Origin of the sequence: Egicoccus sp. AB-alg6-2, from assembly GCF_041821025.1 — a bacterium.
In the GTDB taxonomy this organism is placed as follows: Bacteria; Actinomycetota; Nitriliruptoria; order Nitriliruptorales; family Nitriliruptoraceae; genus Egicoccus.
The window spans coordinates 252,183-267,678 of the sequence record NZ_JBGUAY010000005.1; the positions used below are offsets into that span (position 1 = coordinate 252,183).

The 15,496-nt window shown below is 71.4% G+C and carries 12 protein-coding genes; 2 read left to right on the forward strand and 10 right to left on the reverse strand.

The window, feature by feature from the left end:
• Positions 1 to 36: 36 nt before the first annotated feature.
• From ACERMF_RS10655 to ACERMF_RS10680, 6 genes are all read right to left on the reverse strand, one after another.
• Positions 37 to 3,066, reverse strand: coding sequence for a bifunctional [glutamine synthetase] adenylyltransferase/[glutamine synthetase]-adenylyl-L-tyrosine phosphorylase (locus ACERMF_RS10655; protein ID WP_373669062.1), 3,030 nt, complete (start codon positions 3,064 to 3,066; stop codon positions 37 to 39).
• Positions 3,066 to 4,412, reverse strand: a complete 1,347-nt coding sequence (locus ACERMF_RS10660) for a glutamine synthetase family protein (protein WP_373669063.1) — start codon at positions 4,410 to 4,412, stop codon at positions 3,066 to 3,068. The genes ACERMF_RS10655 and ACERMF_RS10660 overlap by 1 nt, the downstream gene beginning before the upstream one ends.
• 150 nt (positions 4,413 to 4,562) lie before the next feature.
• Positions 4,563 to 6,020 (reverse strand): hypothetical protein, encoded by a 1,458-nt coding sequence (locus ACERMF_RS10665; protein WP_373669064.1) that lies wholly within the window; start codon positions 6,018 to 6,020, stop codon positions 4,563 to 4,565.
• Positions 6,017 to 6,874, reverse strand: a complete 858-nt coding sequence (locus ACERMF_RS10670) for an ABC transporter ATP-binding protein (RefSeq protein WP_373669065.1) — start codon at positions 6,872 to 6,874, stop codon at positions 6,017 to 6,019. Before ACERMF_RS10670 ends, ACERMF_RS10665 begins: the two co-directional genes overlap by 4 nt.
• Complete coding sequence (locus tag ACERMF_RS10675) at positions 6,862 to 7,467, reverse strand: TetR/AcrR family transcriptional regulator (RefSeq protein ID WP_373669066.1); 606 nt, start codon at positions 7,465 to 7,467, stop codon at positions 6,862 to 6,864. Before ACERMF_RS10675 ends, ACERMF_RS10670 begins: the two co-directional genes overlap by 13 nt.
• 90 nt (positions 7,468 to 7,557) lie before the next feature.
• On the reverse strand, positions 7,558 to 8,961 hold the full coding sequence (locus tag ACERMF_RS10680; RefSeq protein ID WP_373669067.1) for an ammonium transporter: 1,404 nt from the start codon (positions 8,959 to 8,961) through the stop codon (positions 7,558 to 7,560).
• 237 nt (positions 8,962 to 9,198) lie between these two features.
• On the opposite strand from ACERMF_RS10680, the gene ACERMF_RS10685 reads away from it, so the two are divergent.
• Positions 9,199 to 10,977, forward strand: coding sequence for an NAD+ synthase (locus ACERMF_RS10685; protein WP_373669068.1), 1,779 nt, complete (start codon positions 9,199 to 9,201; stop codon positions 10,975 to 10,977).
• Positions 10,978 to 11,007: 30 nt separating this feature from the next.
• Here the strand turns inward: ACERMF_RS10685 and gdhA are convergent, their stop codons facing one another.
• Together gdhA and ACERMF_RS10695 are read right to left on the reverse strand one after the other, a co-directional pair.
• Positions 11,008 to 12,348: an NADP-specific glutamate dehydrogenase gene (gene gdhA, locus ACERMF_RS10690; RefSeq protein WP_373669257.1), complete on the reverse strand. Its 1,341-nt coding sequence runs from the start codon at positions 12,346 to 12,348 to the stop codon at positions 11,008 to 11,010.
• A 146-nt stretch (positions 12,349 to 12,494) separates the two neighbouring features.
• Positions 12,495 to 13,052, reverse strand: a complete 558-nt coding sequence (locus ACERMF_RS10695; protein WP_373669069.1) for a hypothetical protein — start codon at positions 13,050 to 13,052, stop codon at positions 12,495 to 12,497.
• Positions 13,053 to 13,221: 169 nt separating this feature from the next.
• On the opposite strand from ACERMF_RS10695, the gene panB reads away from it, so the two are divergent.
• Entirely contained in the window at positions 13,222 to 14,079 is an 858-nt protein-coding gene (panB, locus tag ACERMF_RS10700; RefSeq protein WP_373669070.1) for a 3-methyl-2-oxobutanoate hydroxymethyltransferase, read from the forward strand.
• Positions 14,080 to 14,094: 15 nt separating this feature from the next.
• Here the strand turns inward: panB and ACERMF_RS10705 are convergent, their stop codons facing one another.
• Positions 14,095 to 14,949 (reverse strand): helical backbone metal receptor, encoded by an 855-nt coding sequence (locus ACERMF_RS10705; protein WP_373669071.1) that lies wholly within the window; start codon positions 14,947 to 14,949, stop codon positions 14,095 to 14,097.
• Positions 14,946 to 15,491: a cob(I)yrinic acid a,c-diamide adenosyltransferase gene (locus ACERMF_RS10710; RefSeq protein WP_373669072.1), complete on the reverse strand. Its 546-nt coding sequence runs from the start codon at positions 15,489 to 15,491 to the stop codon at positions 14,946 to 14,948. Before ACERMF_RS10710 ends, ACERMF_RS10705 begins: the two co-directional genes overlap by 4 nt.
• Between the last annotated feature and the right edge of the window lie 5 nt (positions 15,492 to 15,496).

Here is a 15,496-nt window from a genome sequence, read left to right on the forward strand (position 1 = left end):
ACCCGGACACGGTCGACGACCCGAGGTTGCCACCCGTCACCAGTCGTTGGTGTGCTGACCGGGGTCGAGGCCGTAGAAGAGGTGGTCGAACACCTGTCGGACGTGGCGCTGGTGTCGTCGCCGGTCCTCCTCGAGCTCCTGCCAGGCGCCGCGGGGGTAGCCCATCGAGCGGGCGAGCAGCTCCAGCAGCTGCGGGTTGACGGGCACGACGTCCACGTCACGCTGCCGGAGCAGATACAGCCGGTTGCGCATCTGGGCCAGGAACCGGTAGCCCTCGCGCAGCCGGTTGGCGTCGGCGTGGTCGATCAGGCTCGCGTCCTGCGCGCCGTCGAGCGCCACCATCGTCGACGGGGTGCGCACCGCGGTCTCGCGGACGCCGTGCTGCAGCTGCAGCAGCTGCACCACCCATTCGACGTCGGACAGACCACCGGGACCGAGCTTGAGGTGGCGCTCCGGCTCGACCCGTCGAGGCACGCGTTCCTTCTCGATCCGGGCCTTCATGCGTCGGATGCGCTGCGCGTCCCGCTCACCGAAGTGTTCCGGGTAGGCCAGTTCGCGGGCGGCATCCACGAGGCGCTTTCCGAGGTCCCGGTCGCCGGCCACGATCCGGGCCTTGAGCAGCGCCTGCGACTCCCAGGGCTCGGACCAACGGCCCCAATACTTGAGGTAGGAGGCGTAGGAGCGCGACAGCGGGCCGCTGCGTCCCTCCGGACGCAGGTCGGCGTCGACCTCGAACGCGGTCCCCTCCGCCGTGATGTCGGAGAGCGATCGCATCACGTTGCCCGCGATGGCCAGTGCGAGCTTGTTGGCGTCCTGTTCGTCGGCGCCATCGGCAGCCTCGTGGACGAACAGCACGTCGAGGTCGGAGACGTAGTTGAGCTCGCGGCCGCCGAGCTTGCCCATGCCGATGATCGCCAACGACACCGGCAGGTCGTCCGGCGAGTCCAGTCCGCGCTCACGGGCCTGTCGTCGCAGCTCTGCCCGCAGCGCACCGGTCAGACACGCCTCGCCGAGCGCCGTCAGTTCGTCGCCCACGCCCGACACGGTGGTCGCCTCGGCGAGGTCGCGGAGCACGATCCGCAGCAGTTCGAGCCGCTTGAAGCGGCGCAGCGCCGCCGTGGTGTCCTGCCAGTGCAACCGACCCATCGCCATCCGCACGAGGTCGTCGCGGGTGCGGGGTCGGTCGCGCAGGTGGTCGTCGCGCAACCAGTCGATGCCCTGCGGTTGGCTGACCAGCAGCTCGCCGGCGACCCGGCTGGTCCCGAGGACCCGCGCCAGCAGCTCGGAGGCGGGGGGATGGTCGCGGAGGTGGTCGAGCAGCTTGCCGGTGTCGCCCTGCACGTCGACGAGTTCGCGGAAGCTCTTCAGGCCGGTGTCGGGATCGGGCGTGTCCTGGAGCAGGCTCAGGATCGCCGGCAGCACGGCCCGCATGGTGCGCGCCCGGCGGGTGACGCCGAGGGTCATGGCCCGGACGTGACGCAGCGCCGCCTTGCCGTCGCGGAAGCCCAGCGCCTCCAGCCGTTCACGGGCGGCCTCGTCACCCATCCGCCGCGCCTCGACCGGCACCGACAGCCCGGCCGCGTCTGCCGGCAGCGTGGCGTAGGTCTCCAGCAGCGGCCGGTAGAACAGCTTGGCGTGCAGCTCACGGACGCGGGTCTGCACCCCGTTGAGATCGCGCAGGAACGCCGTACGCGCCGGCTCGTCCCCGTCCGAGCGATAACCCATCGCCCGTGCCAGCCACTCCTGGCGTTCGGCGTCGTCGGGAATGGTGTGGGTGCGCCGCTCGTGCGCCAACTGCAACCGGTGCTCCACCGTCCGCAGCATCCGGTAGGCGTCCGCGAACGCCTCGGCGTCCTCCTCGGCGACGTAGCCGTTGCGGTGCAGCGCCCGCAGGGTCGGCAACGTGCCGGGGTCGCGCAGGGACCGGTCGCCACGTCCGTGCACGAGTTGGAGCAGTTGGACGGCGAACTCGATGTCACGCAGCCCGCCCGGGCCGAGCTTCAGCTGGCGTTCGCCGTGGCGAACCACCTCGGGCTTCGCCTCGATGCGCGACTTCATCTGCCGGATCTCGGCCACGACGTCGGCGTCCAGGCGATCCGGCCACACGAACGGCTCGGCGCGGGCGAGCAGCTCGTCACCGAGCGCCTTGTCACCGGCGACCGGCCTGGCCTTGAGCAGCGCCTGGAACTCCCATGTCTTGGCCCACCGTTCCCAGTAGGCGACGAACGACTCGACGGGACGTGACAGCGGCCCCGAGCGGCCTTCCGGACGCAACGTCGGGTCGACCTCGTACGCCCGGCCCATCGTGGTCGAGGCGTTGAGCAGCTCGAGACACCGGGTGAAGACCTGCTTCGCCTCGCGGGCGGCCCGTTCGGCCGCATCCGGCGCGTCCGGGTCGACCGGGGCGTGCACGAACACGACGTCCACGTCGGAGACGTAGTTCAGCTCCCGGCCGCCGAGCTTGCCCATGCCGATGACGGCGAGCCGCGCACACGGCTGGTCCCCACCGATCTCCTGCTGGACCGCGCGGACGGTGCCGTCCAGGACCGCTTCCGCCAGTCGGGCCAGCTCGGCTGCGACCTCCTCGACGTTGGCGATGCCGGTGAGGTCACGCGCGGCGATGTCCGCCGTCGCACCGCGGCGGATACTGGCGACGGCGGCGGCCTGCCGGACCTGGTCGTCGTCGGCGAGGATCGCTTCGGCGACGCGGCCGGAGACGGTCTCCACCTCGATCGTCTCGAGGGTGCGCAGCGCGTGGACGGCATCGGGGTGCTGGCCGAGCAGGTTGCCCAGCGGGCGGGACACGCCGGCGACCGCGACCAGCCGCGCCAGCCAGTCACCGTCCGCACAGACCTCTTGCCACACCTCGGGGTGCTCGGCGGCGAGATCGGTCAGGCAGGTCAGGGCGGCCGAGGGATCGGCGGCGCGCGAGAGCACGGCCAGCAGGTCCTGGTCGACCTGGTCGGCGTCGAGGAGCCCGGCTTCGTGCAGCCGCGCCTGGGCCCGGTCGGGATCCAGCCCGGCTGCGGCGAGCCGGGCCCGGACAGAGCGGCGTGGGCTGGCCACTACAGCAGCGGCAGGTAGCGCTCGAGCTCGAACGTGGTCACGTGGGCCTGGTACTCGTCCCACTCCCGGCGCTTGTTGTTGAGGAAGAACGCGAACAGGTGCTCGCCGAGCGTGTTGGCGACCAGCTCCGAGTTCTCCATGATCGACAGCGCCTCGCCCAGGCTGGCCGGGAGCCGTTCGATGCCCGACGCCGCGCGTTCGGCGGCCGTCAGCTCGAAGGCGTTGTCCTCGGACTCCTCGGGCAGTTCGTAGCCCTCCTCGATGCCCTTCAGGCCCGCCGAGAGGATCAGCGCGAACGCGAGGTAGGGGTTGGTGGCCGGATCGGGGGCGCGGTACTCGATGCGCGTCGAGGCGCCCTTGCGCGGCTTGTACATCGGGATGCGGATCAGCGAACTGCGGTTGGAATGGCCCCAGGTGACGAAGATCGGGGCCTCACCCGACGGCTGGGGCCCGTGCAGGCGTGCGGTCAGACGCTTGTAGGAGTTGACCCACTGGTTGGTGACCGCCGTGATCTCGCGGGCGTGGCGCAGCAGCCCGGCCGTGAACGCCCGGGCGGTCGGCGAGAGGTGGTAGGGATCGCCCGCCGAGTGGAAGGCGTTGTTGTCGCCCTCGAACAGTGACAGGTGCAGGTGCATGGCGTTGCCCCACTCACCCTCGATGGGCTTGGGCATGAAGGTGGCGTAGATCCCCCGCTGCAGTGCCGTCTCCTTGACGACGAGACGGAACGTCATGACGTTGTCGGCCATCGTGAGCGCGTCGGCGTAGCGCAGGTCGATCTCGTGTTGGGACGGCGCCACCTCGTGGTGGGAGAACTCGACCGAGATCCCCATCTTCTCCAGCGTGTTGATCGTCTGGCGCCGGAAGTCCTGCTGCACGTCCAGCGGCGTCATGTCGAAGTAGCCGCCGTTGTCCAGCGGGGTGGGGTCGTCTGCGCCCTCGAAGAGGAAGAACTCCATCTCGGGGTGGACGTAGAACGTGAAGCCCATCTCGGCCGCACGTTCCAGGGTGCGCTTGAGCACGTAGCGCGGGTCGGCGGCGAAGGGCTGGCCGTCGGGGGTGAGGATGTCGCAGAACATCCGGGCGACGCCCTGGGACTCGGGCCGCCACGGCAGGATCTGGAACGTCGACGCGTCCGGGACGACCAGCATGTCGGCCTCCTGGACGCGCGTGAACCCCTCGATCGACGACCCGTCGAAGCCGATGCCCTCGGTGAAGGCGTTCTCGAGTTCTGCGGCCGTGATGGCGACCGACTTCAAGAATCCCTGGACGTCGGTGAACCACAACCGGATGAAGCGGACGTCGCGCTCCTCGACCGTGCGGAGGACGTACTCCTGCTGCTTGTCCATGGCGCTGGTCCTCCCGAAAGTCGCGCGCGGACGAGCCTGCCGCGGGCGTCGCCGCAGCGTAGTGACTTCCCTGTTGCGCCCGTGTTTCGTCCTCGGGGCCGTCGGCCATGGGCAGCCGTGCCGGCCGTGACGTCGAGGGCGCCCGCGGCATCAGTCGGACAGGCGACGACGCAGCCGGGGCAGGACGACCGCCCCCCAGGCCGCGCTGCACCCGATCGCGCCCAGCGCGAACCCCGCTGCCTCGCCGGGCCTGGACGCCCACCACGCCCGGGCCGCCCACCCGGTCGGGACGAGGGCGAACGCCCACGCCGAGGGGTGATCGACGAACCACCACGCCAAGGGCAGGTAGAGCGGCAGCGCGACCACCTTCATCAGCGCCATCCCCGCGACCCGGTCCCGGACGAGGGCAGCGAGCAGGAGCGCGGGAACGAGCGAGGCAGCGGCACTCGCGACGGCCGTCGCCACGACCCCGGGAGTGCCCGCACTGTGCCGTGCGCCCGCGAGCGGCAGGGCGACCATCAGGGCAGCGGCGGTCAGCACGGCGGCGGCGGTCAACCGATAGGCGACCAGCGTCGACAGTCCGGCCCGGGTCACCGCGACCGCGGGCAGGACGCCGGCATCGCGGTCCTCGAGGAATAGCATGCCGGTGATCGCGCCGGCCATGACCGGGGTGTGGAAGACGAGGACCAGTGCCCACAGCACCGGCAGGTGGGCAACGAGGTCCACGCCGAGCCGGGACTCGAGCCAACCGTTCCCCGGCCCGGCCGCCAGCCGGAGGAGCACGGCCAGCAGGGGGATCCCCAGCGCCAGGGTCACCAGCATGCCGTCGCCGAGCAGGCTGCGTCGATCGGTACGCGCGAACGAGCGCACCGCTCCTTCGGGGCCGACGTCCGTTCGGCGAGCACGCTCACGGCGTCGGGGCCGCTGCGGCGCACGGGCGCGAACGTCCAGCAGGACGCGTTCGGCGGGCACCCACAACGCGGCGCACACCAGGACGACGAAGAGCAGGCCGGCCGGGGACCAGCGACCCAGCAGCAGCTCGAGCGCGGCGGTCGCCGGCGAGAGCCGTGTCGCCGGGTGCGTGACCAGGCCGGTCCCGTGTGCGAGTGCGGGCGCGAGCAGCGGCACGCCCACCACCGGGATCCGCGGCAGGTAGTCGGTGAGCGTGTCGCCGCGCCCGACCATCACCACCGCGGTCAGGGACAGCAGGACCGCCGTGACCGTGGCACCGACGAGGACCGTCGGCGCCCATCCGACACCACCACCGAGTGTGACGGCCAGCGCCGCGAACAGCGCCCACGTCCCGAGGAGGCCGATGCGTACCGCCAAGGCGTGCCGCGGCGACATCGTGGTCAGTCGCAGCGCGGCGGTGATCCCGTTGGCACGCTCCACGACGAGCAGCGCCGGAGCGAAGTAGAACCCGACCGTCGCCACGTCGAGGAACAGCACCCAGGCGACCGCCGTCGGTCGCGCGGCCGGTGGCAGCAGCCACAGCAACGCGATCCAGATGCCGGTGATGACCGCGATGCCCGCGACGATCCCGTGCCGGGTGTGCAGCCGCAACTCGTGCCGCAGCAGTCGGGGCGCGAGCGCGACGGCCAGGTTCACAGCGTCGCGCCGGTCACCCGGGTGAAGACCTCGTCGAGGCTGGCCTCGGCGGTGTGCATGGTCTCCACCCGCCCCGACGCCAACAACTCGTGCAATTCGGCGGCGGCCGGCTCCAGGGGGAACGTACGCCGGTGCAAGCCCGTGTCCGTGCGGTACTCGACCTGCACCTCGCGGCGGCCGTAGGCCAACTGCAGGGCACGCGGTGCCGCGCAGAGCGCGATGCGACCCCCGATCACGAAGGCCACCCGGTCGCAGACGGCCGCCGCCGTGGCCATGTCGTGGGTGCTGAGGAAGACGCTGCGTCCGCGGGCCTGCTCGGCACGCACGAGCAGGCGCACCTGTTCGGCGTTGACGGGGTCGAGACCCGACGTCGGCTCGTCGAGGAAGATCATCGCCGGATCGTGCAGGAGGGCACGGGCGAGGTTGAGCCGGATGCGCATGCCCTTGGAGTAGCTCGCCACGGGTTCGTCCGCAGCGTCGGCGAGGCCGACCCGTGCGAGCAGCTCCGCCGGGTCGCCGGCGCGTCGCCGGTGGAGATTGCGAAAGTGCGCCAGGTCCTCGCGCCCTGTCAGCCGCGGGTAGCCGACCGGCAGTTCGAAGGCCACCCCGACGTGGTCGTACAGCTCCCGTCCCCACGCCCGGAGGTCGCGACCGAGGACCTCGACGTGGCCGGTCCAGCCCACCAGGAGTCCGAGCACGGCACGCTGGGTGGTGGTCTTCCCCGCACCGCTGGGTCCGAGGAAACCGAAGACCTCCCCGGCACCGACCTCGAACGACATCCCGTCGACGGCGCGCCGTGACCGTCCAGGGTAGGTGTAGGACAGGTCCTCGACCGCGAGCCTCACGCCGTCCACGACAGCCTCCGCAGCACCTCGAATCCGGCGACGACGTGATCGGCGAGTGGCCGGCGCCCGTCCTCCTCCTGCCAGCGCGAGATCGCCGTGGTGAGCACGCCGACGCACGTGGCTGCGAGGACCTCGTGCTCGAGGGGATCACGTCCCGGTCCGGCGCGACCGAACAACTGCGTGAGCGCCGTGTGCAACGCGCGAAGGTCGTGGCTTCCCGCAGCCACCAGCGCCGGCTCGCGGTGCGCCAGCCTGGTCCGCGCCAGGACCAGCTCGCGATCGGCGTCGTAGATGCGACCGAGCTCGTCGACGAGCGCGTCCCGGACCGCCTCGAGGGGCGGCTGCGCCGACAAGCGGGCCGCGACCGCGGCGAACAGGTCGGGGTCGTAGTCGTCCCACAGGACGAGGCGTTCCTTGGTCCCGAACCAGCGGTACAGCGAGACCGGCGAGACCTCGGCGGCTGCGGCGACCTGCTCGACCGTGACCGCGTCGAAGCCGTGCGCCGTGAACAGCGCGACCGCATGCTGCTGGACGCGGCGCATCGCCGCGAGCCGCTTGCGCTGGCGGAGGTCCGATGTCGGCGTCTCGTCGAAGATAGTCACTATCACAAGATAGTAACTATCTCTACGCCGCAGGTCCAGAACCGCGGGCGGCCGGCCCGCGACCGCGGGCCGGTCCCTCGTCGACCGCCCCTAATCCTCGACCGGATCCGGCGCCGGGGCGGATGCGGGGCGCGGCGCGAAGCCGTACTCGCCGCCCGTCCGGCTGACACCGCTGGCATGGACGAGTTCGGGATAGCCGGGAATCCCGTGCTCGTGGACGTCGAGTCCCTCGATCTCCTCGTGCGCGGGGACCCGGAGGAAACCGACCGACCGCAGGAGGAGGAACAACCCGCCGACGGTCGCCCCGACCCAGGTGACCACCGCGACGACCCCGATCGCCTGTGCGGCCAACAGGCCGGCACCGCCGCCGTAGAGCAGCCCGTCCTCGACGTGCGCGAAGCCGACCCACAGCGTGCCGAGCACGCCGCACGCCCCGTGCACCGAGCTCGCGCCGACCGGGTCGTCGATCCCGCGGCCGTCGACGAAGGCCACGGCCACCGCGACGAGCACACCGGCGATCAGGCCGACCACGACCGCCATGAGGTGCGAGACGACGTCCGCGCCGGCGGTGATGCCGACGAGACCGGCGAGGATGCCGTTCGCGGTCATGGCGACGTCGAACTTGCCGCTGCGGGCGCGGGTGAACAGGGCAGCGGCGAGACCGCCTGCACAGCCCGCCATCGCGGTGGTGACGATCACGTGGCCGAGTGCGGGACCGTCCAACGCCAGCACCGAGCCGCCGTTGAAGCCGAACCAGCCGAAGAACAGCAGGAGCGTGCCCAGTGCGGCCAGCGGCATGGAGTGGCCGGGGATCGCCCGAGCCCGGCCCGTCCTCGGAGCGAACTTGCCGATCCGCGGCCCGATGACGGCCGCGGCGACCAGCGCGGCGGCTCCGCCGGTGAGGTGCACGATCGTGGAGCCCGCGAAGTCGGTGAACCCGAGCCCGGCGAGCCAGCCGCCGCCCCACGTCCAGGCACCGACCACCGGATAGATCAAACCCGTCAGAACCATGACGACCACGAGGTAGGCCCCGAACTTGATGCGCTCCGCGACGGCTCCCGAGACGATCGTGGCCGCCGTGGCCGCGAACATCGCCTGGAACGCGAAGTCGATCTCGGTGGTGATCAGTTCGCCCGCCCCGCCCGACGCGTTGGAGAGCAGGAAGCCGCTCCCGCCGATGAGCCCTCCGATGCTGTCGCCGTACATGAACGCCCAGCCGACGACGTAGTAGGTCAGGGTCCCCAGGGTGATCGTCAGCAGGTTCTTGCCGATGATGTTGGCGGCGTTCTTCTGACGCGTCATGCCGGCCTCGAGCATCGAGAAGCCGGCGTGCATCAGGAAGACCAGGCCCGTGGCGAACGTCAGGTACAGGGTCATGGCGAAGACGTTGAGCGCTTCGAGGTCGACCGCGCCCTCGATCTGCGCGAACGCCGGCATCGCCGACGTCAGCAGCAGCGTGGCCGTGACCACGCCCAACTTCAGCAGTCGTCTCACGGAATCTCTCCAGGTGGTGGTCGTCGAGCGCCCGGTGCTGGGCGGACGCCACTCTCCTCACCTGCTGTTGCCCAGGGTTGTGGGTCCTGTTTCGGGCACGTGTCGAACCGGCCCGCGGATGTGAAGAGTGGGTTTCGGGGCTCGGGAGCGACCACATTCGCTCGCCCGTGGGACCTGACCGGGACCGCGCCCGGCCCGGACTAGCGTCGCCCGGGTCCTCGCACCGACGGAGCCGTCATGACCCTGCGCATCGCCCTCGCCCAGATCCGCTCGCAGGTCGGCGACATCGACGGCAACGTCGAGCGCGTTCTCGAGGCGTGGAGCCGCGCTGCCGAAGCCGGCGCGGACCTGGTGGTCTTCACCGAGCTGACCACCACCGGCTATCCCCCCGAGGACCTGCTGCTCAAGCCCGAGTTCGTCCGCGCCAACCTCGACGCGGTCACGCACCTGGCCGAGAAGGGACCCGCGGGCACGGTGGCGGTGATCGGCTACGTCGGGACCGAGGAAGGCGACCTCGTACGCGACGACCCGGCGCAACCGCAGGGCTGGGAGGTCGCCTCGGCCGCCGGGGTAGCCCTGACCAACTCCGCCGCGGTGCTGGCCGATGGTCGCGTCGTCGCCACCTACGACAAGTTCCGTCTCCCCAACTACGGGGTGTTCGACGAGGCCCGCTACTTCACGCCGCGCGACGAACCCCTGGTGGTGCACGTCGCGGGGGTGCCGGTCGGCATCACGGTCTGCGAGGACCTGTGGGTCGAACCCGGTCCGGTCGGCCACGCCGCCGATCATGGCGCGAAGCTCGTCGTGAATCTCAACGCGTCCCCGTACCACCGGGGCAAGCGTGCCGAACGCGAGGACTGGGCCGCCCGCCACGTCGGACGTGACGGCGTGTGGCTCGCCTACGTCAACGTCGTCGGCGGCCAGGACGACGTCGTGTTCGACGGCGACTCCTTCCTGATGTCCCCGGACGGTGAGGTCGTGGCCCGCGGCGCCCAGTTCAGCCCCGACCTGGTCGTCGTCGACCTCCCCATGCAGGCCGACGCCGACGCCGCGGAACCAGACGGTGCGCTGCGGCTCGCCGGTCACGCCGCGGACCGTCCGACCCTGCCACCGCCGGCCACGCTCGAGCGGCTGGACCCGGTCGGCGAGGTGTGGCACGCCCTGGTCACCGCCACCCGCGACTACTGCCAGCGCAACGGGTTCACCGAGGCGGTGATCGGACTCTCCGGCGGGATCGACTCCGCCGTCACGGCGGCAGTGGCCGCCGACGCACTCGGCGGCGAGCACGTGCTGGGGGTCGCGATGCCCTCGCCCTACTCCAGCGAGCACTCGCTCGAGGACGCACGGGCGCTGGCGGCCAACCTCGGCAGCATCTACCACGAGCTGCCGATCGAGGCCCCGATGCGGGCGGTCGGCGAGGCTCTCGGCGATCTCGTCGTCACCGGGTTCGGCGAACAACAAGGCGACGGCCGACAGGCCGGCGTCGCCTACGAGAACATCCAGGCCCGACTGCGGGGCCTGCTGGTGATGGCGTTGTCGAACGAGCGCGGCTCGATCGTGCTCACGACCGGCAACAAGTCCGAGTACGCCGTGGGCTACGCCACGCTGTACGGCGACATGGCCGGCGGGTTCGCGCCGCTCAAGGACGTCCCGAAACTGCTCGTGTACGAGCTGGCGCGCTGGCGCAACGCCATGGGTGCCGTGATCCCCCCGTCCACGATCGACAAGCCGCCGTCGGCGGAACTGCGCCCCGACCAGCGCGACGACGACAGCCTGCCGCCGTACGAAATCCTCGACGACATCATCGAGGGGTACGTCGAACAGGACCTCGGGGTCGCCGGCCTGGTGGCGCGGGGCCATGACGAAGCCACCGTCCGCCAGGTGCTGCACCTGGTCGACCGGGCCGAGTTCAAGCGCCGTCAGTCGGCGCCGGGACCGAAGGTGACCTGCCGCGCGTTCGGCCGGGAACGGCGGGTGCCCATGACCAACGGCTGGCGCAACACCACCGGCGACTGAGATCCCGGCGTCTCGCAGCGAGCGTCGCGCTCACACGAGGCCGAGCGCCACCATGGCCCGGGCGACCCGGATGAAGCCCGCGATGTTGGCGCCGACGACGTAGTTGCCAGGCGTGCCGAACTCCTCGGCGGTGTCGTGGCAGGTCTGGTGGATGTCCACCATGATCTCCTCGAGCCGCCCCTCGGTGTGCGCGAAGCTCCACCGGTCACGACTCGCGTTCTGCTGCATCTCGAGCGCCGAGGTCGCCACCCCGCCGGCATTCGCGGCCTTGCCGGGGCCGTAGGCGATCCCGGCCTCGTGGAAGGCGCGGACGCCCTCGGGCGTGGTCGGCATGTTGGCGCCCTCGGCAACGGCGACGCACCCGTTGCGGATGAGCGTCGCCGCGTCCTTGCCGGTCAGCTCGTTCTGGGTCGCGCACGGGAGCGCGACGTCGCACGGCAGGTCCCAGATGTTGCCGCGGGGGATGAAGGTGGCGGAGCCCCGACGCTCGGCGTAGTCGGCGACGCGTCCCCGCTCGATCTCCTTGACCTGCTTGAGCAGCTCGAGGTCGATGCCCTCGGGGTCGTGGACGACCCCATCGGAGTCCGAGCACGCCACCACGCGTCCGCCGAGCTGGTGGACCTTCTCGGCCGCGTAGATGGCCACGTTGCCCGAGCCGGACACCAGGCACGTCCGCCCCTCGAGCGAGGAGCCCCGGGCCTTCAACATCTCGTTGACGAAGAAGACGGTGCCGTACCCGGTGGCCTCGGTGCGCACGAGTGCGCCACCCCAGCCGGTCCCCTTGCCGGTCAACACGCCGGACTCGTAGCGGTTGGTGATGCGCTTGTACTGCCCGAACAGGTAGCCGATCTCGCGTGTGCCGACCCCGACGTCACCCGCGGGCACGTCGGTGTACTCGCCGATGTGACGGAAGAGCTCGGTCATCAGGCTCTGGCAGAACCGCATGATCTCGTCGTCGGAGCGGCCCTTCGGATCGAAGTCGGACCCGCCCTTGCCACCGCCGATGGGCATCCCGGTGAGCGAGTTCTTGAAGACCTGCTCGAAGCCGAGGAACTTGACGATGCCGAGATACACCGACGGGTGGAAGCGCATGCCTCCCTTGTAGGGCCCGAGCGCGCTGTTGAACTCGACACGGAACCCACGGTTGATCTGGACCTCGCCGGCGTCGTCCTGCCACGCCACGCGGAAGATGATCTGGCGCTCGGGTTCGCAGATGCGCTCGAGGATGCGGTGCTCGGTGAACTCCGGATACTTGGCCAAGACCGGCCCGAGCGACTCGAGGACCTCGCGGACGGCCTGGTGGAACTCGACCTCGCCGGGGTTGCGACGCACGACGACGTCGAAGAACGGCTCGATCTTCTCGTCCAGCATGTGCACGGTCAGCCCTGTTCATCACGGGGGCGATGCGGCCCCTCGCGGCGTTCGACCGCCGCGAAACTCCTCCCACGCTACCTCGGGCACCATCCGACCCGCGGAGAGGCGCCTGGTCCAGCACGGCGGCGCAGACCCCCATCGCATCAGTCGTCGAAGGCGAAGTGCCCGTCGCCCGCGAGGTCGAGGTCGTCCACCTCGTGGACGCGCAGAACGCTGGCATGGGCGAGCACGCGGGCGACCCGCTCACGTTGGCGCAGCGAGGCGATCCGTACGCCGATGCCGACCCCGCCCGGAGCCAGGGGCGAGAAGGTGCGCTCCCACGAGGTCGCCATCGTGGGGGTCGCCAGCAACCCGGTGAGCACGCCGATGCTGGCGCCGAAACCCGCGCCTCCGGCGGCCCCGGCCGAGACGGCGAACAACGTCGGCTCGGTCGTCAGCGCGAGCAGGACGGCACCGAAGAGCGCACCCGGCGCGGCGCCGTACAGCAAGCCGCGTGCCGCGCGGCCGCCGAGCGCGAGCGAGCTCCCACGGTCGGTCTGGCGGTCGCCATAGCGCCCGGATGTGGCCACCTCGACGTGTCCCAGCAGCACGATCGCGCCGCCGTCGACGCCCGCTCGTGAGAGCCGCTCGATCGTGCGCCTGGCATCCGCACCGTTGCGGTGCACGGCCACCATGTCGGGGATGCCCGCCGCCCGTCCCACGTGCCTGCCTTCCGAGGTCGCCGCAGCCAGCCTACGACGGCCGCTGACCGCCGAGGCCGGACGACCGATCGCCGATGGTGGCGTCCCCGCGAGAACAGGGCACACTGTGGCGTCCACCGAAATGACGACCGCTGGACCCGCGTCGCGGGCCGGCAGGATGGAGTCCCCGGTGTCCGTTCACGTGTCCCCAGGTGCCGCGGCATCGCCGCCACCCACCCCCGTCCCACCACGACGGCCGGTCAACATCCACGACCTGCGCGCCGCGAAGGAGCGGGGCGAGAAGTTCACGATGGTGACCGCGTACGACTACAGCTCGGCGGCGCTGCTCGACGAACTCGGGGTGCCGGTGCTGCTGGTCGGCGACAGCCTGGGCATGGTGGTGCTCGGCTACGACTCGACCGTGCCCGTCACCCTCGACGAGATGCTGCACCACACACGCGCGGTCGCGCGTGGGGCACCGAACGCGATCGTGGTCGGTGATCTGCCGTTCGGTACCTACCAGGACGGCCCGTCGCAGGCCCTGGCGTCCGCGACGAGGATGCTCAAGGAGGCCGGCGCCAACGCGGTCAAGCTCGAGGGCGGGGGCCCCATGGTCGAGGTGACGGCCCACCTCGTCCGCACCGGGATCCCCGTGATGGGACACCTCGGGCTCACCCCACAGTCGGTGAACCAGTTCGGTGGCTTCAAGGTCCAGGGACGCGACGACGCCGCCGCTCAACGGCTGCTCGACGACGCGGTCGACCTCGCGGAGGCGGGCGCGTTCGCCATCGTGCTCGAGTGCGTGCCGAGCGAGGTCGGCGAACGCATCACGGCGGCGATCGACATCCCCACCATCGGCATCGGCGCCGGACCGGACACCGACGCACAGGTGCTCGTCTGGCACGACCTGCTCGGGCTGACGAGCGGCCGCCTGCCGCGATTCGTGAAGCCGTACGCCGACCTGCGGGCCGAGATCGGGGCGGCAATCAAGGCCTTCGCGTCAGAGGTCGCCGACGGGGAGTATCCGGGACCCGAACACACCTACTAGGCCGGAGCGCCCCGGTCATCCCGCAGCCCGCCGGCGCGACGTGAGCTGGCGGGCCAGCCGGGACAGGTCGCCCAGCGCGTGCGGCGTGCGCGGCCCCCACCACGACAACGCTGTGCCGTCCAGCAGGCGTGTGCGGGCCCGCCAACCCGTGAACACCCGGCGGTCCCCCGGGCCGAACGCGTACGGCTCGTCGGGCAGGAGCACGACGTCGGGGTCCCAGGCCGCGACGTCGCCGAGCCGGTGGCGCGGATAGCGGCCCGTCGGATCGTCCGGCACGACGTCGAAGCCGCAGCGGGCGAGCAGGTCGGCGCCGAAGGTGTCCCGGCCCAGCACCCACCACGTCTCGTCGCCCGCGTCGCCGTCGTCGGGAACGCCGTCCCGCCACACCGGGCAGAACGCCCGCAGCCGACGCGGTGGCGCCCGCAACTGGTCGAGCGCGCGACGGATCGTCTGCGCGGTCCCCTCCCCCGCCCGGGGCGCGCCGACCGCGCCACCCAGCCGGCCCAGGGAGCCGATCACGTCGTCGAGGGTGCGTACCCGGGTGACGTACACCGCCACGCCCGCGGCGCGTAGACGTTGCACGTCGAGTTCGCGGTTCTCCTCCTCGTTGGCGACCACCAGGTCGGGCGCGAGGTCGACGATGGCCGCCACGTCCGGGTTCTTCGTACCGCGGACGCGCCGCGCCCCCGCGTACGCCGACGGCGGCGCGACACACCAGTCGGTCACCCCGACGAGCCGGTCGGCGAGCTGCCACCACCACAACAGCTCGGACACACTCGGGACGAGGCTGACCAGGCGCCGCGGCGACTCCGGCACGACGACACTGACGCCGAGGTCGTCGACGACCGTGCGCGAAGCGGTCGCGGTCATCCCCTGGCACGCGAGGGGACGTGGTTCCCCTCGGCTTCGCGCGCCAGCACGTAGAGGTAGTCCGAGCACCGGTTGAGGTAGCGCAACGGAGCCTGGTCCGGCAGCTGGCCGGCACGCACCATCGCGACCACGTGGCGTTCGGCGCGGCGGCAGATCGAGCGGGCCAGGTCGAGTGCCGCCGCCGCCCGCGTGCCACCCGGGACGACGAACTCCTGTGGCAGGGGATGACGTGCGACGCTGGCGTCGATCCGTTGGTCGAGTGCGTCCACCATCGCGTCGTCGACACGACTGACCCCGACGGTCAGCCGCTCCCAGTGCTCCTCGGCCGTCGCCAGCTGGGCGCCCACGACGAACAGCTCACGCTGCACCTCGAGGACGAGGTCATGGAGATCCCCCTCGAGGTCGGCGCGAGCGAGGCCGAGGGCGCTGCAGGTCTCGTCGACGGTGCCGTACGCGGACGTACGCAGGTCGTCCTTGTCGACCCGGCCGCCGTACAGCAGGCCGGTGGTCCCGTCGTCGCCGCGCTTCGTGTAGACCTTCACGTCCG

Coding starts and splice junctions, on each gene's coding strand:
- ACERMF_RS10660 (WP_373669063.1), bottom strand. CDS start 4,412: ATGGACAAGCAGCAGGAGTACGTCCTCCGCACGGTCGAGGAGCGCGAC.
- ACERMF_RS10685 (WP_373669068.1), top strand. CDS start 9,199: ATGACCCTGCGCATCGCCCTCGCCCAGATCCGCTCGCAGGTCGGCGAC.
- gdhA (WP_373669257.1), bottom strand. CDS start 12,348: ATGCTGGACGAGAAGATCGAGCCGTTCTTCGACGTCGTCGTGCGTCGC.
- ACERMF_RS10705 (WP_373669071.1), bottom strand. CDS start 14,949: ATGACCGCGACCGCTTCGCGCACGGTCGTCGACGACCTCGGCGTCAGT.